Origin of the sequence: Irregularibacter muris (assembly GCF_024622505.1) — a bacterium.
Classification (GTDB): Bacteria; Bacillota; Clostridia; order Eubacteriales; family Garciellaceae; genus Irregularibacter; species Irregularibacter muris.
Genome location: NZ_JANKAS010000017.1, coordinates 17,714 through 38,885 on the forward strand (window position 1 = coordinate 17,714; position 21,172 = coordinate 38,885).

At 33.9% G+C, this 21,172-nt stretch carries 21 protein-coding genes and 2 pseudogenes; 7 read left to right on the top strand and 16 right to left on the bottom strand.

Annotated features, from left to right (window positions below; all coding sequences use genetic code 11):
• Nucleotides 1-5: 5 nt before the first annotated feature.
• The 11 genes from NSA47_RS13645 to NSA47_RS13695 all read right to left on the bottom strand — a co-directional run bounded on the left by NSA47_RS13645 (nt 6) and on the right by NSA47_RS13695 (nt 11,046).
• A complete protein-coding gene (locus NSA47_RS13645; RefSeq protein ID WP_257532895.1) occupies nt 6-497 on the bottom strand; it encodes a PTS sugar transporter subunit IIB in 492 nt (163 codons plus the stop codon).
• 26 nt (nt 498-523) lie between these two features.
• On the bottom strand, nt 524-931 hold the full coding sequence (locus tag NSA47_RS13650) for a PTS sugar transporter subunit IIA (RefSeq protein ID WP_257532897.1): 408 nt from the start codon (nt 929-931) through the stop codon (nt 524-526).
• A gap of 263 nt (nt 932-1,194) precedes the next feature.
• The gene (locus NSA47_RS13655; RefSeq protein WP_257532900.1) at nt 1,195-4,023 is read right to left on the bottom strand and encodes a sigma-54-dependent transcriptional regulator; all 2,829 of its coding nucleotides are present in this window, start codon (nt 4,021-4,023) and stop codon (nt 1,195-1,197) included.
• A gap of 336 nt (nt 4,024-4,359) precedes the next feature.
• Nucleotides 4,360-4,509, bottom strand: coding sequence for a hypothetical protein (locus NSA47_RS13660; RefSeq protein WP_257532902.1), 150 nt, complete (start codon nt 4,507-4,509; stop codon nt 4,360-4,362).
• Between the two features lie 618 nt (nt 4,510-5,127).
• Nucleotides 5,128-5,736, bottom strand: a complete 609-nt coding sequence (locus NSA47_RS13665; protein WP_257532904.1) for an AAA family ATPase — start codon at nt 5,734-5,736, stop codon at nt 5,128-5,130.
• A 77-nt stretch (nt 5,737-5,813) separates the two neighbouring features.
• Entirely contained in the window at nt 5,814-6,584 is a 771-nt protein-coding gene (locus tag NSA47_RS13670) for an SDR family NAD(P)-dependent oxidoreductase (RefSeq protein WP_257532906.1), read from the bottom strand.
• Nucleotides 6,585-6,612: 28 nt separating this feature from the next.
• A complete protein-coding gene (locus tag NSA47_RS13675) occupies nt 6,613-7,086 on the bottom strand; it encodes a PTS sugar transporter subunit IIB (protein WP_257532909.1) in 474 nt (157 codons plus the stop codon).
• Nucleotides 7,055-7,501 carry a PTS sugar transporter subunit IIA gene (locus NSA47_RS13680; protein ID WP_257532911.1) on the bottom strand — a complete coding sequence of 149 codons (447 nt, stop codon included), beginning with the start codon at nt 7,499-7,501 and terminating at the stop codon, nt 7,055-7,057. The genes NSA47_RS13675 and NSA47_RS13680 overlap by 32 nt, the downstream gene beginning before the upstream one ends.
• A gap of 15 nt (nt 7,502-7,516) precedes the next feature.
• A complete protein-coding gene (locus NSA47_RS13685; RefSeq protein ID WP_257532912.1) occupies nt 7,517-9,166 on the bottom strand; it encodes a PTS system mannose/fructose/sorbose family transporter subunit IID in 1,650 nt (549 codons plus the stop codon).
• A gap of 16 nt (nt 9,167-9,182) precedes the next feature.
• Nucleotides 9,183-10,205, bottom strand: coding sequence for a zinc-dependent alcohol dehydrogenase family protein (locus NSA47_RS13690; RefSeq protein ID WP_257532914.1), 1,023 nt, complete (start codon nt 10,203-10,205; stop codon nt 9,183-9,185).
• Nucleotides 10,198-11,046, bottom strand: coding sequence for a class II fructose-bisphosphate aldolase (locus tag NSA47_RS13695; protein WP_257532916.1), 849 nt, complete (start codon nt 11,044-11,046; stop codon nt 10,198-10,200). Before NSA47_RS13695 ends, NSA47_RS13690 begins: the two co-directional genes overlap by 8 nt.
• Nucleotides 11,047-11,285: 239 nt before the next feature.
• Here NSA47_RS13695 and NSA47_RS13700 point away from each other — a divergent pair, with 239 nt between their 5' ends.
• The gene (locus tag NSA47_RS13700; protein WP_257532918.1) at nt 11,286-12,029 is read left to right on the top strand and encodes a MurR/RpiR family transcriptional regulator; all 744 of its coding nucleotides are present in this window, start codon (nt 11,286-11,288) and stop codon (nt 12,027-12,029) included.
• 55 nt (nt 12,030-12,084) lie between these two features.
• Entirely contained in the window at nt 12,085-12,207 is a 123-nt protein-coding gene (locus NSA47_RS13705; protein WP_257532920.1) for a hypothetical protein, read from the top strand.
• A gap of 170 nt (nt 12,208-12,377) precedes the next feature.
• On the opposite strand, the pseudogene NSA47_RS13710 reads toward NSA47_RS13705, so the two are convergent.
• The 4 genes and pseudogenes from NSA47_RS13710 to NSA47_RS13725 all read right to left on the bottom strand — a co-directional run.
• Nucleotides 12,378-12,623 (bottom strand): annotated as a pseudogene (locus NSA47_RS13710) (sigma 54-interacting transcriptional regulator); the annotation flags it as partial.
• Between the two features lie 84 nt (nt 12,624-12,707).
• Complete coding sequence (locus tag NSA47_RS13715) at nt 12,708-13,391, bottom strand: HAD family hydrolase (protein ID WP_257532924.1); 684 nt, start codon at nt 13,389-13,391, stop codon at nt 12,708-12,710.
• A 22-nt stretch (nt 13,392-13,413) separates the two neighbouring features.
• Nucleotides 13,414-13,893, bottom strand: a pseudogene (locus NSA47_RS13720) (macro domain-containing protein).
• Nucleotides 13,894-14,263: 370 nt separating this feature from the next.
• Entirely contained in the window at nt 14,264-14,695 is a 432-nt protein-coding gene (locus tag NSA47_RS13725; protein WP_257532926.1) for a DUF2383 domain-containing protein, read from the bottom strand.
• A gap of 249 nt (nt 14,696-14,944) precedes the next feature.
• Between NSA47_RS13725 and NSA47_RS13730 the strand changes: the two genes are divergently transcribed.
• The 5 genes from NSA47_RS13730 (at nt 14,945) to NSA47_RS13750 (ending at nt 20,324) form a co-directional block, all read left to right on the top strand.
• Complete coding sequence (locus NSA47_RS13730) at nt 14,945-15,949, top strand: ABC transporter substrate-binding protein (RefSeq protein WP_257532928.1); 1,005 nt, start codon at nt 14,945-14,947, stop codon at nt 15,947-15,949.
• A gap of 181 nt (nt 15,950-16,130) precedes the next feature.
• Nucleotides 16,131-17,090 (top strand): ABC transporter substrate-binding protein, encoded by a 960-nt coding sequence (locus NSA47_RS13735; RefSeq protein ID WP_257532978.1) that lies wholly within the window; start codon nt 16,131-16,133, stop codon nt 17,088-17,090.
• A gap of 23 nt (nt 17,091-17,113) precedes the next feature.
• On the top strand, nt 17,114-17,887 hold the full coding sequence (locus tag NSA47_RS13740) for an ABC transporter ATP-binding protein (protein WP_257532930.1): 774 nt from the start codon (nt 17,114-17,116) through the stop codon (nt 17,885-17,887).
• A 7-nt stretch (nt 17,888-17,894) separates the two neighbouring features.
• Entirely contained in the window at nt 17,895-18,710 is an 816-nt protein-coding gene (locus NSA47_RS13745; RefSeq protein ID WP_257532932.1) for an ABC transporter permease, read from the top strand.
• A 255-nt stretch (nt 18,711-18,965) separates the two neighbouring features.
• On the top strand, nt 18,966-20,324 hold the full coding sequence (locus tag NSA47_RS13750; protein ID WP_257532980.1) for a YjiH family protein: 1,359 nt from the start codon (nt 18,966-18,968) through the stop codon (nt 20,322-20,324).
• Between the two features lie 113 nt (nt 20,325-20,437).
• Here the strand turns inward: NSA47_RS13750 and NSA47_RS13755 are convergent, their stop codons facing one another.
• The gene (locus tag NSA47_RS13755) at nt 20,438-21,085 is read right to left on the bottom strand and encodes a transglycosylase domain-containing protein (RefSeq protein WP_257532933.1); all 648 of its coding nucleotides are present in this window, start codon (nt 21,083-21,085) and stop codon (nt 20,438-20,440) included.
• Between the last annotated feature and the right edge of the window lie 87 nt (nt 21,086-21,172).

Here is a 21,172-nt window from a genome sequence, read left to right on the forward strand (position 1 = left end):
CCCCTTTAAAAATTAAATTTTTTAATTGCTTTTTCTAGTGGAACTCTAGGTTCCTCTGGTACAATGTGTAATACAACTTCTGTCCCCATTTTTTCCATTTCTCTCAACTGCCTTACATCTTCTGCGTCAAGCGAAATTGCTGAGAACACATTTATTCTCCCTGGACCACCTCCCAATCCTCCTATTTGTAACTCCTGAATTGGTAATCCTTGCTTCAAGGCCTCATAGGCTGAAGTAACGCTTTTAAATAAGACTAGAAGCCTTCCATTTCCAAACTCATTTTCCTTCCACATATTCACAGCATCTTGCAATGTATATGCTTCTACCGAAATTCCTGTCGGTGCTGCCATAGCATAAATATCCTTCATAAATGGATCATTGGCCAGTTTATCATCAATAATTACCATTCTATTAGCGTTTACCCTTTTACTCCATTTTGTTATTACCTGACCATGTATAAGACGAAAATCTACCCTAATCAAATTAATAGAAGCCATATAATCACTCCCCTTTTTATTTCATTCTAATTTAATACCTTTACTATATTTCTACATGCTTGCTTAGAAATTGAAATAATAGCTTCCGCTAACTCCTCACCCCTTAATTCTTTTCTCAATTCATCTGCCCCTATTAACATAGCCATATTTAATCCTGCTACCGCAGAAATGTTATAGTCTTTTGACAACATTGCAGCAATATTTGAAGGCGTACCACCAAATAAATCTGTCATAATTATTGAACCATCTGGAGAACCATTTAATGATTCTTTCACTTTAGATATGTAATTTTCAGGGGACATTCCTGGCAAAAGAGAATATACAAAAACCTTTTCCAGTGGTCCTAAAATCATTTCAGCACTGTTTTTTAATTCTTCTCCGGCTTTTCCATGGGTGAGTATGAAGATCCATGGTATATTGCTTTCCCAACTCATTTTCATCACCTCCTTTCAGATTTAATATATTTTTTGACTATTCGTACGCCTGGAAAATTTAGTATAAATATAGTATGAATTTTCCTAGCTCCTACTTATTGGTATCTAATCTAGATTAACTGGTGTAGGTGTAAACGTTTGCCTTTTCTTGTCTATTAATTAAGCAAAATTCATGCCAAATTGTGTATTAAATCTTAAACTCCATCATATATAGGTTTCTATAAAAAAATACATCCCTTTTTATAAAGAGATGTATAAGCGAGTTATTGTGTGTTAAATAAATCAATGATATATCCAATTTCTGTGTCTGGAATTTCTATATTAAATGTTTGTTCAACTTCCCCTATTGAACTTTTTATTGCATTATATAAAACAGGATTATTTCTAATCGTGTCCTCGATATTATTATAGGTCAATCGCTCATTTATAATTAGCCTTTCAATCATACTGCAGGTGTGAATTACAAAACTAAGTTTTGTGGATCTATAGTCCGTTATTGCTATAGATTTAGTTATTATTTCAAATGAATGATTAACTACATTATAAACCTTAATTGGATTTAGAAAGATCAATGTCTCATTTAACATCTTAACAACAAAATTAGGTTCATTTAAATCATACATATTTTTATTTTTTTCTTCTCCTTGTATCATTAAACTAATCTTTCTTAGACCATCCCCAACGATTACTTCGTCAATGGGTATATAAGGTATATTGGTAAGGTTAGGATTAGTGCTACCGACAACTACTAGGATATTTTCAATATCATTAAGATTATGTATGGTTGCTTCATTCATACTCATTGGTTTGAGAATAATATTGTATTCATCAAGAATAGGAATAGAACTTTTCAACAGCTTAGCTAGCTTAATAGCCGTACCTTTACCGGTTATACATGTAGTAATAATGATCCGTGATTGGCTTATAGATGCTTTCATCTTTACGTTTTTTGTAACTAACCTTCCTATATGAGGAGTTATTCTTTGAATATCTTTTACAAGCTGTTCTAAGCTTGCTTCAGGAAGCAAACATTTTCTAACTACTTCAATCGCAATTGGTGTAGATACCATTTCTACAGAACGAACATTTATGTTTGTCTTCTTGGTTATAATCTCTGCAAAGGCAATTAGAGAACCCATATCCACTAAAAGCAATACTCCCTTCCCCTGGTTAACTTGTTTTACCAATTCAGTGGTCCTATCTAATATAGTTTCTACCCTTTCATCCAGTGGCATATCTATTGCCTTGCAATGATCTGTATCTAGCAGGCTATTGACTACATCCGCTATACTAGAAGCTGTATGCTTGCCGTGGGCCAATACCACGACTCCTATTTTTTTATTTTCCCGTATATTTTCCTCATCCACTGCGTATAAAAGCATTGCTATGAATCCAATTTCTTCCTTAGGTATACTTATATCAAGTTCATCTTCAAGTATATTTTTAACAATTCTTGCAACATTAAACTCATTGGGATTATTCAATGCTATTTTATTTATTTCACTATTAACTATAATCTTATTTTCTGCGATTCTCTCCATTAATGCACTTACATGCATAGCTAAAGCAACTCTTACCTTCTTACTAAACTTTTTCTTCAACTTCCCCTCTGCAACTGTTATTGCTGTTTCAACCGCATTATAAACCCTTGGACTGACAATTTTAAATAATTCTTGATTTTCAGGAATTTCCTTGCCCACATTAAATTTTTTTTGTAGTTTTTTTACATATCTTTCTATATGTCCATTAATTTTCTCATTTATTCTTTTGTGGGAATAGCCCTTTTCAGAATAATAATAATATTTACTGCATATTTCTTTATACAAACCTTCAGATATATCATATTCATCAGTAAAATTGAATTCCTCATTACCTTTTGGTTTAAACTCATAATACTCACTATTTTCAGGATATAATAGGTCAATAATTTCGTTTCTCTTCTCCTGATTTAATAATCCATTATAAAGATAATCAGGTAATAATGTAGTATCTATTTCCACATTTCTTTTCCCATATGTTTTATAATCTAAAAATCCCCTGGCACAGACTAATTGAATATCTCCTTTTAACTGACCAATATTTCCTTGGCAATTGTATAGAAGTAGTGCCTTTATAACATCCTTATATACCATAATGGGAGCTTGTATACTTTTTGATTGATCTTTAAAAAACTGCTTAATTAATTGATATCTTTCTATTAATGCCCTTTCAGATAAGGAAGGGAGTCTTATAATCATTGGGATTCGTCTAAGGAAAGTTTTAAGTAATGTAGAGTTTACATCTTCTGTGGTCGCACCAATAAGAAGTATATTTGCATGTCTTGTCGTCTCAGTTTCTCCGAGTCTTCTATAGATATTTTTGTCCATAAGCAAAAACAACATCTCCTGACCCTCTGGGGCAAGCCTATGAATTTCATCTAATAATAAAATACCGCCATTTGTTCTTTCAATAAGTCCTTCTTTCTCATTATCTGCACCAGTAAATGCACCTTTAACATGTCCAAAAAGTTGAGATAAAATTAACTGAGGATTTTCTGCATATTCAGAGCAATTAAAAATAGTAAGCTTAGCATTCCTATCTATTTGACCTGTTTCTACAGCATAGTTATACATCATTTCAGCGAAGGTGGTCTTCCCTACTCCTGTTGGACCTACTAATAAAGTATGTAACCCTCTAGGCGGATAAAGGATAGCTGCCTTAGCCTGTTTTATCGCAACCTCCAAACTCCCTCCTGATCCAATAAATCTATTAAAAATATTATACTTTGGTAATTTCTCTTTGGCATTTTTATCGTTTATGCTAATAATATCTTCTAAAGAATCTACATGAAATTGATCATCTTTTAATTTAATCCCTAGTATTTCTTCTAATTTATAACTATCAAAAAACAATACGGGTCTACCCAAAATCTTAATTGCTCTTTTTTCATTTACTAATTGATTTAGCTCTTTACTACTATTACTTCTATCAATATTAATTCTCTCCCCCACTTCAGTAGCATCAAATCCTGGAATCTCATTTTTAAAATCCTTTAAAGAAATTTTTGAACAGAGTCGTTTTAATTCATTGTATATTTTTTCTTTTCTAGTCATTCTCCTCTCTCCTTTATAAATACTCTTGAAAAAGAGTGATAGACTTTAAGATTTTAAATCATTTGATTGTTTGATAATACTTAGTTCTTTGAAAGGCTAATAAATGATAAGATAAACAATTAAGCTATCCTATTCAATTAAATTCAAAAAGTGACCATTTAATTCCTCTTGATCTTAATAAATAAATTTTCCCGTATATCAATATTTTTTAAATCCAGTTTTCTTACCGTAATCATATTAATGCTATAAGTCTAAGAAGCAAGATACACCTGTTCATATACAGTAAAAGAATTGTTGTCCAGTAGCAAACTATGCTACCAGTAAGAGTAATTAAACCTAAGGATATGAGAATAGGTAATTTAAACATCTAGTCATTGAAATAAAATAGGCATCCTCTAATGTTACATCTTCTTGTAACTCCATACATAAATCATTTTCCAATCTTTCATAGTTACAAAACTGTAGAGCATGCACTTTTATCTGCATAAATATCACCTCCATTTTTCTAATTTTTATCCTCTATATTAATTTTATTCTAGGCAATAACTTATAAGTCAAATTGTAAATATGCTCTATTAAAATTAGCTTGTATTCTGTACATAATTGATATATATATCGCGAATTTCATATCAATAGTATATTAAAGTTTGCTACAAAACCCTTTTCCAGTATTGATATCTATAAATGAATAATTACTACTAGAAAAAAATTATTATTAATATTATTGAAAAGAAATTTTTGGCTTATTTATAATTATAAACTTAACTTATAATATCTTTATTTTTATGCTATAAGAATAGAACGAAAATCCTTTATATAAACCTCTTGATTTTTTATAATCTTCCACATTTCTGATTAGCTATTTCTATATGTCAGAAATTATTTTACATTTATAAATCCATTTAAAGTCACAAAGCAAGTTAGGTTATATCAATGATAACTTAACTTGCTTTGCTTTTCCATATAGTTATTGGGCTTCTAATCTTTAGCTACCTTTTATTAGTAGTCCGTCTTTTCATGCCTTTCTAATTAATTATTTTCCTTAGACCACCAAGTGATATCTTTGATAGTCGCCTCTATTTATTTCTTGCGTAATCATTTAAATCACTTTTCCATCTGTTTTCTTATAGAATTAATAATTTCTATATAGTCTACTTTTGCGAAATCTGAAACATCTATTTCATAAAGTTTGCCCAAATGAAAATCATTATAACCACGAGTCGTACAGCGATGAATGAATTCATCATAAGTTAATAAATTATCTGCTTTAGCATGCTTTTGTTGCCTATCTTCTTTATGATAGCTCTTTACAATATGTCCTAAATTCCTTGTTCCATCTCTATCTCTATTTCCTTGGCGAGAAAATAACACGTCTAAATCTGCTGTTAGTCGGATTGTAATTATTTGGTATTCATAAAAATCAGCTAATGCACCAATAATCTTTTTTTGTTTATTGCTAAAAGGATAGTCCGATATTATAGAATTTTTCTGTTTAAAACATTCTTCCATTGATGTAAAATATTCATCCCAGCTTTTTTGGTTCAATCTTTCCTTTTCTTCTAAATCCTTAAATCCATACAAATCCCAGTTCTTTTCCTTAAATTTATCAGGGGAAAGTATTTGAAGTTCTGGAATTTCTTTTCTAATCAAATTAGCTAAATAAGTTTTACCTGTTCCGGGATATCCAGCTATTAATAGGATTGTTTGTTTCATCTATCTCCTCTCTTTTTGTACAAAATAATATCTTCAATATTCTTGACCAATTTAAATAATACTATCTTATTTCTTCCTTAATCCATCCATTCACCGCCAGCAAGATTTATCGATTGTCCAGTAAGATAACTTGAATTATCTGTCAAAAGAAATACCGCTGCGTTGATTACATCCTCCATTTCAACCAAACGGTGCATAGGGATATTTTGCTCAAAATAAGGCATTACCTCTTCGGGGTTTATATTTCTTTTTTGAGCATATTCATATTTTAGTTTTTCCCACATCTCAGTTTGGACAATACCGGGGCATATTGAATTTATTCTAATATTATCGCTTGCAAACTCTTTAGCAATGGACTGTGTCAGCCCTTGAACACCAAATTTACTGGCACAATAGACGGTTTGCCATGAACTTGCCTTTTTCCCGGATAAAGAAGACATATTTATAATTTCTCCTTTACCATGTTCGAGCATTTTTTTAATAGCCACTTGACAACATAAAAATGTAGCTTTTAAGTTTACATTCATTGTTAAATCCCAAAGTTCCTCACTACTGCTTAAAAAGGGTACCATTCTCGAAATACCTGCCGAATTTATCCATGAGGTTATGGGACCTAATTCTTTTTCTACTATTTCTACTTTTGCCTCAATCTCTTGCTTGTTCGTTACATCCACTTCGAAAAATAAAGCTTTTCCTTTTAAATTTTCAATCTCTTGAATAACATGCATTCCTTTTAATTTATCTAAATCAAATATAGCAACCTTTGCCCCACGCTTGGCAAAATCTTTTGCGAGAGCAGCTCCCATGCCACTACTGCCACCAGTGATAATAATTACTTTTCCATCCATTCTCTCGTTATTCATTTTATAAATTCCCCTATTTTAAATATTTTTCAATTCCTACAGGTTTATCTTGTGGCATTACCTGGATAAAAACATTTACGTTTTTATTTAATAAATCGTTAAATTCCTGATTTTCCTCTTCACTGGTAGAAATGTTTTTATATAAAACACTTCTGTTTTCTCTTGTCCCCATTCCTCCAACATCTACCTCATCGATTTTAACTCCATGATCAATCAAATAATTCAATACTTCTGGGCCTTTTACTAAAAGAATTGTTGGAGCATCTAAGCCATGGCTAAAAAACTGCACGCCTTCCTCTCTTGTAAAAATTCCTATAGCTATTTCTTCGGGAATTGCCATTTCTAATACTTCGATCATGTATTCATCATTTGCAGTATCATCGTCTACAATCACTACCTGACTAGCATTCCTATTTTTAATCCATGCTGTCATTACCTGGCCATGAATCAATCTATCATCTATTCTTGTTAATACTAAGTTTTGCACGATTTATCTTCTCCCTTCCATTAAATAGAGTAGTTTTTATTCCAATGGAATCATTATGTGTGGCCTTATCTACTAATTCCTTTAAAGTCTGGCCCTCTATGCCTGACAGTACTATAGATAATAACATAGGAAGATTCATTCCTGTTACTATGGCTACATTAAATGTTTTGGAAAGATAAGCCGCACTTTGAAATGGTGTTCCTCCCAAAATATCCGCAAAAATAATTGTTTCACTGTCTCGCTTATCGCCTAAACTTAATATTGTCTGTGATAACTTCTCCCGATAGTCCTCTGGTGATTCACCAGGGATCAAGGGCACAGCCTTAATCCCGTAGTCATCCCCAGCAACCATCTTCAAACTATCCAATAATCCCACGCAAAAATTTCCATGACTTACTAAAATAATATTTATCATAATATCCCTTCCTAATCATCCTATATATCCTAAAATTCCTGAATAAAATCCTAAAATTCCTATAATGAAGATTGCTATAATAATCCAACCCGTATTAATTTTTCTCTTTAACATCCCCCAAATCAACAATGTGATCCCTAAGGGAATTAGCCCTGGAGCCAATGAGTCTAAAACGCTTTGTATTTGTGTAGTACCTTCCCCAATTTTTATAGCTAACTGAGTTCCAACATTCACTCGACTAGCAGCCATTGAGCCTACCACCATTAATCCTACGATACTAAAAGCATTTATTATCATATCTATGGTTCCATTTTTTAAAATCTTTAATAGGGAAGTTTTCCCTTGTTTATAACCTGTCATAAACATAAAGTAACCACATCCAAAAATTAACGCTTCAAAAATCACAAATGATAAGATCGGCCCTAAATAACTCCCATCTAGAGCAAGTGAACAACCTATGCCAAATAAAATTGGAAATAAAATCCCTTGCATTACGGTATCACCAATTCCTGCAACAGGACCCATTAATCCTGTACGCACAGCATTAATGTCTTTTGCCTCCACATTTTGATTATTTGCTCGTGCTTCTTCCATAGAGCATGCTATACCGTTTATGATCGGTCCAACGGTAAATACTTCTGAGTTATAAAACACCATATATTTCTTTAATTCTTGCACTCTACGCTCATTTGTATCATATAATTCGCGAATAGGAGTTATCATAAGATTTGCAGCTCCTAATGCCTGAAGACGTTCATAATTATAACAAGCTTCTGTACTGGTAGTCCATAACCATGTTTTTATTAATGTCTTCTTAGACAACCTCTTTTTAGGTTCATTTATATTGATTTCAGGATCAATAACTGGCTTATTTACTTCTATTGTTTCCTTATTTACTGTTAGACGTTTCACCTTTTTCTTGCCTGTAGAGCCAATCGCGTTACTATTATTTAAAAACACAAGGACTGCAATAATTGCAGAGAAAATAGAAATTGCTGTCAAGCCTAATCCTGAATAAACAGTTAAGAAAAAACCACCAAAAAACCAAGGTATTAATTTTCTTTTCCCTAGGTAATTCAATAACATTGCAATACCTAGTGCTGGCATAATGCCACCTACTACTTCTAAGGCACTGATAATACTCTCTGGGACAGAATTTATTAAGTTTTCTGCCCATCCACTGCCTGAAATTACTAATAGAAACGATGGTATTCCATATAAAATAAACGCTACGAAAAATGATGGGACAAAATTCATAAGACGAACCCCAAGAATATTTCCTTTTTCTAATAATTTATCTGCCCTGTGAATCCATGCAGCATTTACCGTCATATAGACTTGGTTTAAGAGTAAACCAAACATACTAAATGGAATTGCAAAAGTAACTGCCATTTTGGGATCTGCACCAGATAAAATCGTCATTGCCGTTCCGAAAATCCCTGCTACTATTGTATTGCTTGGCATGGTTCCACCTGCGGAGATCCATCCAAGATAAATTAATTGAATATTTGCACCAGCGAGCATTCCTGTCATTGGATCTCCCATAAAAAGGCCTACTAAAGTTCCAGTTGTTAGCGGATACACTAAACATTTCGTTATTGGACCAAAAAACCACCATTGACCCATAGTTGCTAATAAAGCTACCAAAATCGCCGATAATACCATAATATTCCCCCCCCAATTAATTTTCTTTGCTTAAATAAACCATTACCTTTCCTTTCTTTGACAGTTCCAATGTCTTCAGTTCATCACCTACCTCTTCAAGACTTAGTTCTGCGCTGATTATTTTTTCTGTATCTATAAGCCCCCTTTCTAATAGATTTATAGCTCGTTGCGAAGTATGAGGATTAAGGTAAGAAGTAAATATACTTAATTCCTTAGTGTACGCTTCAAATTGATTAAAACTTATGGGATCCTTGGGATCTCCTAAACCAAAGAGAAGTACTTTGGCATTTTTTCCTGCAATATGAATTGCTTGTTCCATAGTTTCTTTTGAACCTATACATTCTATGACATAGTCAATATTTACTTTTTTACTGATCTCTTCTATTTGATCATCTGTTACTGCTTTAGTCGCTCCTAACTCCAATGCTAGTCTGCGCTTTTCTCTTTCCCTTTCAATCACAATTATTTTCCCTGCACCACTATAATGAATAAGTTGCAACATTAGAGATCCAACTGAACCCATACCATATAGAACGACGGTTTTACCACTTTCAATCTGAATTAAATCTAAACCATGAATCGCACAGGAGAGAGGTTCAGTAAAAGCTGCATTTTTCAAGCCTAAAGAGTCAGATATATGGTACACATTTTTTTCTGGTGGACACACATATTCTGCAAATCCTTTGGCCACTCCATGTCTTTCCATACAAAAGTTTGGCAATCCTCGTTGACACCAAGTACACTTCCCGCAACTATAACTGGGATCACAAGCTACTCGATCTCCTGGTTTAAAATTCTTGCAACCTGGTCCTACTGAGACAACTGTTCCAGAGCATTCATGACCTAGAATAATTGGTGGGATCACAATGCTGGCTCCATTTTTCCCTTGAAACTTATGAATATCTGTCCCACACAATCCACACCATGCAACCCGGATCTTAACTTCATCTTCTTGTGGTTCCTTATGTGCTATTTCCCTTACTTCATATTTAAAATCACCTATATAATATCCAGCTTTCATTGTTATCTCCTTAATCATTGATATTTTTAAACAACCTGATTTTTCTTTGGACAATTTCATTTATCACTTCTAAACACGGCACTACATTTTCCCTATTGGAGATATTTTCCTCATTGCTCATATAGCATGATTTAGATTCATTATTCCACCCAATTAATAGTTCTGTTCCAACATTAAATTTACGAATACCAAGATCTATTACCTTTCCAATGTCTTTCTCTTTTACACCCGTTCCCCCATGAATCACTAAAGGAATATCAAGTACTTCATTAATTTCCTTAAGTCTGGAAAAGTTAACATCTGTTTTAGATCTATACTGACCATGATTAGTTCCTATGGCGACAGCCAATGCATCAATTTCAGTCAATTGTACAAATTCAACTGCTTCTTGAGGATCGGTATACCGAATCTTTTCTTTTTCTATAACTATTCCTTCTTCCGTTCCCCCTACAATTCCTAATTCTGCTTCCACACTAACCCCGTGATTTTTTGCATACTCAACAACACGTTTAGTTCCTAAAATATTCTCTTTTAATGAAAATGATGAACCGTCGTACATAACTGAACTATATCCAGCATCAATCGCTTTACGGATTTCATTAAAATCTTTTGCATGATCAAGATGCAAAGTAACCTTTACTCCATATTCTTCTGCCATGGACTTACATACGGCCACCAGATTCCTATGGCCTATATAATTGGCCGTTCCACAACCCGTCTGGATAATTACTGGCGTTTTTTGTTTGTAAGCCGCACGAATGATCTCAGGTAACATTTCTAAATTATGAGTGTTGAAAGCCCCAATGGCCATATTTAGAGATTGGGCTTCATTTAATACCTCCTTCAATGATACATACATTAAAATCCTCCTTTAGAAAACAAATTTATTTTTCGTAATTTTATAACTCAAAAATAATAGCTATTTAAATTTGATCATCTCAAAATATACGTATATAAGATTATCATTATGATATAATGAAAATTATTAAAAAGACATATAAAATCATTGAAAATGCTTTCTGAAAAAAGCTATTATATTATATTTTGAAAACCTATTCATATTTAATTTAATATATTCTAATATGGGGGTATAAACATATGATTATAGATTTACAAAAGGAGATTTATCAAAATCTATCTAGTACAGAAAAGCAAGTTCTTAAGTTTTTAAATAATAATGAGGATAAAATACCATTTTTGTCTATCACTCAAATAGCTAAAAAATCATTTACTTCCTCTGCAACCGTTTCAAGAACCATCCAAAAATGTGGTTTTAGTGGAATAAATGAACTACGATATAAAATTTCCACAAAAAAAAATAAAAAGGAGCTAGAGTCTCCTTATGTTGTAAATAACATATTAGCTAAATCTTATAGAGAATGTACAAAAACAATTGATAATATTTCCTCCACTAGTATATTTCAAACCATAGAGTTTATGAAAAATTCTAGGCGTATTTTTATAGTTGCTAGAGGATTTACTGCTCTTATTGCTGAAGAATTTCAAATGTATCTACAACTACTAAAATATGATGCCGTAATTGTAAAAGATGTAATGTGGATGAAAAACATCCATAAAATTGTTTCAAATAAAGACGTCGTTATTATTTTATCTCTTCAAAATTCTACTCCAGAACTTGTTGAAACTGCTAGAACCGCAAAAAAATGCGGGGCAAAAATTGTTATATGCTGTTGTAAAACACCTACAAATTTGGAAAAATACTCTGATGTCACTATTATCGGTCATACCGAAGAAGTGATGAAAGCCGGGGGACAAACTGTTTATTCAAGGGTGCCTTTATTAATTATCACAAGAACAATAATTGAATATATAGGATTATAATTTTATCTTTACAAAGAGTTAAAACCTTTAAAGTGATTTTTAGGGCTGAAAGAGAATGCAGGTTGTCATAAAAGGCGTAGATTATCTACCTCCCCATCTCTCCACAGATAATGAAGAGTTGGTAGAGGAAAATTTAAGATTTATTCTAAAGAGAAACCTTTTAATAGTCGGTAAGTAAAATCTCCATGAAAAATATCCTCTAAAATCTGCTTTATTTTAATGTTCCCGGCTTCAATATACATATCTACATCAAGTAGTCTAATTTTTATCAATATAACTAAATAATAAGATTTTTTAAGTTTTATTGGTCCTATTATTAGTAGGGGGCTGACTTTCCCACTTATATATCTTATCTGCTCCTGTAAAAGCACCCTTCACATGTTCAAATAAATGGGATAGCAATAACTGGGGATTTGTATATAAATCAGCACAATTGAAAGTAGTAAAGGGGGACTTTTTATCATGTCTTCCTGTAAATTTGGCGTATTCATACATCACTTTAGCAAATAATGTTTTCCCTACCCCACTTTCTCCTATTATCAAACAATTTAATCCATCGGGAGGATACATTATAGCTGCCTTTGCTCGCTCTATGTTGAGCATTTGATTAATTAGTAATTTGCTAAATAGTAATGGAAAGCTTTTCCTATGATGAGTTAATAAATCCAAAAAATAGAATCAGAAATGTAAGGTATTGTAGAATGTAGATCCTGATACAATATCTATAATATCTTGTGGCTTTGATACAATATAGGTTGCTCCATGCTCTTTTAATTCCTCATAGGAACGAAAACCCCAAAGTACACCTATGCTGTCCACCCCAGCATTTCTTGCTGTCATAATATCTGTTTTAGAGTCTCCTACGTATAAGACTTCTTGTGGCAAAAGTTCCATAAGCTCAACAATTTCTAATGCTGCTGTGGGATCAGGTTTCTTTGGTACATTTTGGCGTTCTCCCAAGATCTCTACAAAGGAAATTTCTTTGAAAAATTTCGAGACTAATTGACGAGTATAATCCGTCCTTTTATTAGAATTTACCCCTATTTTTATGCCCATTCTATATAATCTATCCACTATCTCACAAATTCCCTTATAGGGCTTTGTTTTATTCTGATATCTTCTATCATAAATTTCCACAAATAATGGTAATGCCTCGTCGATCGTCTTTTCATCCATTCCCTCTGGGAAACTATTCTCCATCAAATTTCGAAATCCTCTTCCTATCTTTAGCTTATATTCCTCATAATTATGGTTTGGGTATCCATAAGCTGTTAATACTTCATTTACACTGTCAGAAAGATCTTCTATAGTATTAAGTAAAGTTCCATCTAAATCAAAAATTATGCCTTTGTATCTGCTCACTTTGTATCCATCCCTTCGCTATTTATTCTTTCCTAAAATTAATTTTTTTCATTTTCTTCTCATAAACTTCATAATCATTCTCAGAAAAGAGAACAAAGATAATTTCTTCCATTTGATGAGTCTCCTCTAGAAAACCCAAAACAGCCCTTATGGCAATATCAGATGCTTTCTCTATGGGATAGCCATATACTCCTGTAGAAATAGAAGGAAAGGCAATGATTTTCAATTAATTTTCCTCTGCTAATTTTAAAGAGTTAAAATAGGCATTATATAAAAGTTCTGGCTCCCCACTTTTTCCATTTTTGTAAACGGAACCTACTGTATGGATTCTCCTTTTACTGGGCAGTTTACCAGCTGTTGTGATTCTAGCCTCCCCTGTGGGACAACCCCCTATCGCTTTGCACTCCTCTAAAATCGCTTTACCCCCAGCCCGATGAATAGCACCATCTACGCCACCACCCCCTAGTAGGCGATTATTTGCAGCATTGACTATGGCATTCACCCTTAAGGTGGTAATATCCTCCCGTATTATTGATATTTTTGCACCCTTAATTTTCAGTATTCTCCCCTACCCAATATATTCCTTCAATTTACATTATAATATATAACTAGAAATATTCTCCAACATTCTATTCTTTTTTTCTGCTTACCAAGGCTATAATAAGTGTACTACTCTACTGATTGTAGCAATATTTATTTCTGTTAAATAATTTATTTCCTAGATAATAAGACCATATATATAAAATCCCGGACATTTTGTCCGGGATTTCGTACTTACTATCTTCTTCTAATGACTATATCATTTTTTATATTTAGATTTAGATGCTGAGAATCGTTGTGAGATTATTCTTATTAAGATAAAAATGTCTTTCTTATATTAAACTTTTTAGCTTTTCAATGGATTTCCGATCTTTTTGTAATATTTCCCCTACAAGTTCTCTCGAAGAGTCATCTAAGTCTCCCCGTAATAAATTTTCTGTCATTTGAATGCCTTTAGTCATTCCTTCTATCGCTTTTTTAATATAATCCGATGGGGCGATTTCTGGAGAAGTTTGCATATTTATTTTCATATCCGCCATAGTGCCCTTTAGCCCAGTATCTTCCTTTGGTTGCCCTCCCAATTCTTGAATATAGTGGGCTAAGTTCTGAATATTCTTTCTATGTTGGTCCTGTACTTGTTGAAAAGTTGTTTTTACTTTATCATCCCTTACCTTAGAAATGTAGATGTTAAAGGCCTCAATAGACATATATTCTCCCTGTACCAATTGATTTAAAGATTTTATGACTTCCATATTTTTATCCATATAGTATCTCTCCTCTTTGTCTAGTTAGCTTATTTATTCTTATTTGTATTATGTCACTAAATTTAGGCTGAAATTCCTCTATTGCAGAAAATAAAGATGCCTTCATAAATTTTATTATTCAAGATGAAGAAGACACATAAATAAATGTCTTCACAACTCTGCCTCCCTGCCACTTCTTTTTCTACGCACCAAAAACTCCTTTTTTAAATATATTGTAAAGGATAAGAGAATTTAAGGAGGTTGCCTATTTTGAAAAAATCCAAATTTATTATTTTAGCCGTACTTCTTCTTGCTCTGATTACTGTTTTTGTTTCAGGTTGCCGGGAAGAAGGACTAACAAAGGTTAAGGTCAGTGAAGTTACTCACTCTATATTCTATGCTCCTCAATATGCTGCCATTAGTCAAGGTTTCTTTGAGGAAGAGGGCTTGGAAGTTGAGCTAACCCTTGGAGACGGAAATGATAAGGTTATGACTGGAGTATTGTCTGGCCAAGTAGATATCGGTTTTTCTGGTTCAGAATCCACTGTGTATGTTTATAACGAAGGAAGAGACGACTATGCCATTACCTTTGCTCAATTAACCCAAAAGGATGGTTCCTTTTTAGTAGGTCGTGAACCTGATCCTGATTTTACCTTTGATAAATTAAAGGGGAAGGACGTCATTGGAGGACATAAAAGTGGAATGCTGGCCATGACCTTTGATTGGGTATTAAAAAAGAATGGAATTGACGCTGAAAAAGATTTAAATATGGATAATAGTATTCACTTTTCTGCTATGGCAGGGGCTTTTCAGGGCGGTCAAGGAGACTATGTAACTTTATTTGAACCAGTGGCCACCGCTATGGAAAAAGAAGGTACTGGATATGTTGTAGCCTCTATTGGAAATGAAAGTGGAATTGTTGCCTACACAGCCTACAATGCGCGAAAGAGCTTTATTGAAGAAAACCCAGAGATTATCCAAAAATTTACCAACGCCATCTACAAAGGACAGCTTTGGGTGGAAAAGAGTAGTTACGAAGAGATTGCTAAGGCTATTCATGAATTCTTCCCCGAGATGGAAATAGAAGATCTAATAAAGGCCGTAAAGAGATATAAAGACCAAGACTCTTGGTCAAAGACACCTGTTATGACAAAAGAATCCTTTGAAACCATGCAGGACATTGTAGAATCTGCAGGAGTAATTGATAAAAGAGGTCCCTATGATAAGTTAGTAAATATTGAATTTGCTGAAAAAGCGGTAGAGCAAATAAAATAATCTACCCTATTGTGTTGGTTTATTTAGGTTAAATTAATTATCAGAGAAAAGGTATAGCATTTGCTAGTTATCACCAAATTCCCTCATATTCATATACTGAAAGTGATATTAAAAAATTTAAAGGAGGTTATTGATCTTGAAAAAGGCTAAATTGTTTACTGCAACAATTCTTGTCATTTTAATGATCGCTGTTTTATTTACAGGTTGTGCTGACAAGAGCCTAACAAAAGTTAAAGTGAGCGAAGTTACCCACTCAATATTCTATGCACCCCAATATGCTGCCATTAGTCAAGGTTTCTTCGAAGAAGAAGGCTTAGAAATCGAACTTGCCAACGGTGGAGGTGCTGACAAGGTTATGACTGCGGTATTGTCTGGCCAAGTAGATATCGGTTTTTCTGGTTCAGAATCTACTGTATATGTTTATAACGAGGGGAGAGACGACTATGCCATTACCTTTGCCCAATTAACCCAAAAGGATGGTTCCTTTTTAGTAGGTCGTGAACCTGATCCTGATTTTACCTTTGATAAATTAAAGGGAAAGGACGTCATTGGAGGACGTAAGGGTGGAATGCCTGAAATGACCTTTGAATGGGTATTAAGAAAACATGGAATGGACCCCGCCAAGGACGTAAATATTGACACTAGCATACAATTTGATGCTATGGCAGGAGCTTTTCTAGGCGGTCAAGGAGAATATGTAACTTTATTTGAACCAGTGGCCACCGCTATGGAAAAAGAGGGTACTGGATATGTTGTAGCCTCTATTGGAGCAGAAAGTGGCGTTGTTGCCTACACAGCCTACAATGCACGAAAAAGCTTCATTGAAGAAAATCCAGAGATTATTCAAAAATTTACCAACGCCATCTACAAAGGACAGCTTTGGGTGGAAAAGAGTAGTTACGAAGAGATTGCCAAGGCTATTCATGAATTCTTCCCTGAGATGGAAATGGAGAATTTAATTACAGTGGTTAAGCGATACAAAGATCAGGACTCCTGGGCAAAAACACCAGTAATGACAGAAGAATCCTTTGAACACATGCAGGATATCATTGAAGCTGCAGACGTTTTAGATAAAAGGGGACCCTATGACGAGCTTGTCACTACTGATTTTGCAGAAAAGGCAGTTGAAAACATTAAATAATTCATTTATAAGGAGGGATGATGATGAATACTCCTATTGTTCAAATAAAAAACTTTTCCAAAACTTTTCACACTTTAAAGGAAGAGACCCTAGCAGTACAAGACTTTTCATTAGACATCTATGGGGGTGAGTTTTTAGTTCTGGTGGGGCCCAGTGGCTGTGGAAAGTCGACGATTCTTTCAGCCTTGGCCGGACTGCTCAAGCCCACAGCAGGGGAAATAAATTTCAATCCTTTAAAGTCAAATCATGATAATCCTTCCATTGGATATATGTTGCAACAGGATCATTTGTTTCCATGGCGCACTATTCTTCAAAATGTAATTCTTGGCTTAGAAATCCAAGGTAAAAATACAATGGAGAATATTGAAAAGGCCGAGCAGCTACTTAAGATATATGGCTTAGGAGATTTTAAGCATCATTATCCCAACCAATTATCCGGTGGCATGAGACAAAGAGCTGCTTTAATTCGTACCCTTACTATTGATCCAGAGATCCTACTCTTAGATGAACCTTTCTCGGCCCTAGATTACCAGACTAGATTAGCCGTATCTGATGATATAGGTTCCATCATAAGACAGGAAAAAAGAACTGCCATCATGGTAACCCATGATATTTCTGAAGCTATATCTCTGGCAGATAGAGTCGTTGTGTTGACAAAGAGACCTGGTACCATAAAAAATATACACAATATTGAATTGAGCTGTTCAAAACAAACTCCTATTAAACGACGTGAGGCCCCTGAGTTCAGGGATTATTTTAATACCATATGGAAGGAGCTGGATGTCCATGTCTCCTAAAAGGATAATGAAAAGTGAAAATGAAAAAACCTTTTCCAATGAACATGAGCAGTTTATAAAAAACGTTAGAAAAAGAAAAATCATTGTATGGTGTACACAATTGATTGTGCTGATTTTATTCTTTGCTTTTTGGGAAATAGCTGCCAATCTGAAATGGATAGACTCTTTTCTTACTAGCCAACCTAGCAGAGTATGGAATACATTTTTAAAATTACATGGTGATGGTTCCCTCTATCAGCATATTGGAATAACTGTTGGCGAAACTGTAGCAGGTTTTGTATCAGGAACTATTTTAGGTACACTGATTGCCATTGTGCTTTGGTGGTCAGATTTCATATCCGAAGTGCTAGACCCCTATTTGGTCATATTAAATAGTCTGCCTAAAGTAGCTCTGGGCCCAATCTTTATTGTTTGGGCAGGAGCAGGAGTAACAGCTATTCTGACCATGGCTTTATCTATTTCTATTTTCACTACTATTATTGGTGTATATAGTGGTTTAAGGGAAGTAGATAAGGAAAAAATCACTCTTTTAGAAACCTTCGGGGCCAATAAAAGACAGATTTTGCAAAAAGTTGTTTTACCAGCAAGCTTTCCTACTATTATGAATGCCCTTAAAATAAATGTAGGCCTATCCTGGGTAGGTGTAATCATGGGAGAGTTTTTAGTATCCAAAGCAGGTCTTGGTTACCTTATTGTCTACGGTAGTCAAGTTTTCCAGTTGGATTTGGTAATGACAAGTGTTATTATATTAGCCGTTGCCGCTGCAATTATGTATTTAGGTGTGGCTTATATCGAAAAAGTAGTCTTAAAGCATAGATCCTAAGAAGAGTTGAATATTCAACTCTTCTTTTATTATGATAGAGGCAGCTTGATCGTAATCGCAAGGAACCAAACTTTCCCATTCTACAACTACAGTTACTTGTTGTTCTTTCAAATGGCGGCTTTGCTGCCTTTTTTGCTATCTAATAGAATTTTTAGATAATTTCAATTATTATTCACCATATTGTATATTTATTCACTTTATATTAAAATAATCCTAGTGCATAATTATTTTTAAACTAAAGGAGAATTTGTAGTGATAAATCATAATATAAAGAAGAAATTTGCCTCGAGGGATTTATTTTTATTTATTATCCCCTCTTTAATCGGTGTTTTGATATTTATGACACCCATAAAGTATGCCGGTGAATATACTATACCTGTAGCTGTATTGTCAAATCTATTATTAGATAAATTTATAGCTATCATCCCTACCTTTATGACCATTTTCATCTGTTTAACAGGCTTGGGGACTCTTATGACTAAATTATTCAAGCCTAGTGTGATTACTAAGAATGGTTTTTTAAATAATTTATTTAATGTTTCCCCCTTCTGGATGTTTTCCAGGCTCATGGGATTGCTTTTTGTGGTGTTAACTTATTTTCAGATAGGGCCTCAATGGATATGGTCTGAAAATACCGGAGGGTTATTGTTATATGACCTTTTGCCTATTCTATTTTCTGTATTTTTATTTGCCGGTTTCTTTTTACCCTTATTGTTGGATTTTGGATTATTAGAATTTTTCGGTGCTCTATTAAATAAAATAATGCGTCCTATATTTTCCCTTCCAGGTCGTTCCTCCATAGATTGTATTACCTCCTGGTTAGGAGATGGGACAATCGGCGTTTTATTGACCAGTAAGCAATATGAAGATGGGTATTATACCAAAAGAGAAGCATCAGTCATTGCCACTACTTTTTCTGCTGTGTCTATCACTTTTAGTTTGGTGGTTATTTCCCAAGTGAATTTAGCTCATTTATTTATTCCTTTTTATTTAACCGTATCCTTAGCCGGGGTGGTAGCAGCCATTATTGTTCCTCGCATTCCACCTCTTTCTAGAAAATCTGATGATCTCTTTGGAAATGCTCAACCTAAGAACAATGAAAAAACACCTACGGGATATAATTCCTTTAGCTGGGGAGTAAAACAAGCTGTAGACCGTGCGGCTGAAAATAATAGTATGGGGAATTTGTTTATAGGAGGTTCTAAAAACGTAATAGATATGTGGCTAGGGGTTACTCCTATTGTCATGGCCTTTGGTACAATGGCTTTGATTGTAGCAGAATTTACTTCAGTATTTCAGTGGCTGGGTATGCCTTTTATTCCTCTATTGAAGTTATTACAAGTACCTGAAGCTGCTATGGCATCTCAAACCTTTATTATTGGATTTGCAGATATGTTCTTACCCTCTGTTATAGGAAGTACCATTCAGAGTGAATTAACCCGTTTTGTTATCGCCTGTGTATCTGTAACCCAGCTTATTTATATGTCAGAAGTAGGTGGGTTGATATTGGGCTCAAAAATCCCCATATCCTTTAAGGAGTTATTTATGGTCTTTATTGAAAGAACCTTGGTTACTCTACCAATTATTGTATTGGTAGCCCATATTATTTTCTAATAATAAAGCAGCATATTTTTATAATATGCTGCTTTATTTCATCGTATTTTTATCTAAGAATTTGCCTATGTCCTCTCCTGATTTTCCAATCTCTAGGCTTCAGGTTTTGCATTTTACTCTATATACCCCTTTTCCTTCATTAACCTTAATACTAAGGTTTGTCTCTTTTGAGCTTGTTCTAAGTGTTCTTCGGGATTATAAATACTCGGTCCCTTTAATACTCCGGCCAAAAGGGCACATTCTTCTGTGTTTAAATCTTGAACCTCTTTATGAAAAAAGCTTTGGCTAGCTTCCTGTATACCATAGGCACCGGCACCAAAATAACTATTGTTTAAATACATTTCCAATATTTCTTCTTTGCTATAGGTCCTCTCTAACTTCCATGCTAAAAATAGTTCCTTTATCTTTCTATTTAGCGTTTTCTCTTGGGTTAGAAATAGATTTTTGGCAAGTTGTTGGGTGATGGTACTGCCTCCTTGCTCAAGACTTCTTTCTTTGATATTGGTATAAAGGGCTCTCCCAAAACCCAAAACATCGAATCCATGATGGGAAAAAAACCTATGGTCCTCTACCGAGACTACTGCATGAATAAGATCTTGGGGGATTTCCTCATAATTTATGTAATTACTAGTGGTTGCGGACACTTGGGCGGTAAGATTATCCTTTATGTTATAGCTACTATTGTTTGTCTCTATGACATAACTACTAGCTGTAAATACTAGAATCATGATAATAATGAACAAAGATACTATTCTTTTCATTCTTCCTTATCCTTTCTCTTTAGTAATTTATGCCATTCTCCTATAATAAACTTAACATATTCATTCTCTTAAAATTTCAACCAATAT

What these genes read in the sequence shown, in the direction of transcription:
- NSA47_RS13690 (WP_257532914.1), bottom strand. Translation starts at nt 10,205, where the DNA reads ATGATTAAGGAGATAACAATGAAAGCTGGATATTATATAGGTGATTTT.
- NSA47_RS13755 (WP_257532933.1), bottom strand. Translation starts at nt 21,085, where the DNA reads ATGAAAAGAATAGTATCTTTGTTCATTATTATCATGATTCTAGTATTT.
- NSA47_RS13685 (WP_257532912.1), bottom strand. Translation starts at nt 9,166, where the DNA reads ATGGTATTATCGGCGATTTTGGTAGCTTTATTAGCAACTATGGGTCAA.
- NSA47_RS13670 (WP_257532906.1), bottom strand. Translation starts at nt 6,584, where the DNA reads ATGGATGGAAAAGTAATTATTATCACTGGTGGCAGTAGTGGCATGGGA.
- NSA47_RS13705 (WP_257532920.1), top strand. Translation starts at nt 12,085, where the DNA reads ATGCAGGTTGTCATAAAAGGCGTAGATTATCTACCTCCCCATCTCTCC.
- NSA47_RS13655 (WP_257532900.1), bottom strand. Translation starts at nt 4,023, where the DNA reads ATGACTAGAAAAGAAAAAATATACAATGAATTAAAACGACTCTGTTCA.
- NSA47_RS13645 (WP_257532895.1), bottom strand. Translation starts at nt 497, where the DNA reads ATGGCTTCTATTAATTTGATTAGGGTAGATTTTCGTCTTATACATGGT.
- NSA47_RS13725 (WP_257532926.1), bottom strand. Translation starts at nt 14,695, where the DNA reads ATGGATAAAAATATGGAAGTCATAAAATCTTTAAATCAATTGGTACAG.
- NSA47_RS13695 (WP_257532916.1), bottom strand. Translation starts at nt 11,046, where the DNA reads ATGTATGTATCATTGAAGGAGGTATTAAATGAAGCCCAATCTCTAAAT.
- NSA47_RS13680 (WP_257532911.1), bottom strand. Translation starts at nt 7,501, where the DNA reads ATGATAAATATTATTTTAGTAAGTCATGGAAATTTTTGCGTGGGATTA.
- NSA47_RS13735 (WP_257532978.1), top strand. Translation starts at nt 16,131, where the DNA reads ATGATCGCTGTTTTATTTACAGGTTGTGCTGACAAGAGCCTAACAAAA.
- NSA47_RS13740 (WP_257532930.1), top strand. Translation starts at nt 17,114, where the DNA reads ATGAATACTCCTATTGTTCAAATAAAAAACTTTTCCAAAACTTTTCAC.
- NSA47_RS13700 (WP_257532918.1), top strand. Translation starts at nt 11,286, where the DNA reads ATGATTATAGATTTACAAAAGGAGATTTATCAAAATCTATCTAGTACA.
- NSA47_RS13665 (WP_257532904.1), bottom strand. Translation starts at nt 5,736, where the DNA reads ATGAAACAAACAATCCTATTAATAGCTGGATATCCCGGAACAGGTAAA.
- NSA47_RS13650 (WP_257532897.1), bottom strand. Translation starts at nt 931, where the DNA reads ATGAGTTGGGAAAGCAATATACCATGGATCTTCATACTCACCCATGGA.
- NSA47_RS13660 (WP_257532902.1), bottom strand. Translation starts at nt 4,509, where the DNA reads ATGCAGATAAAAGTGCATGCTCTACAGTTTTGTAACTATGAAAGATTG.
- NSA47_RS13745 (WP_257532932.1), top strand. Translation starts at nt 17,895, where the DNA reads ATGAAAAGTGAAAATGAAAAAACCTTTTCCAATGAACATGAGCAGTTT.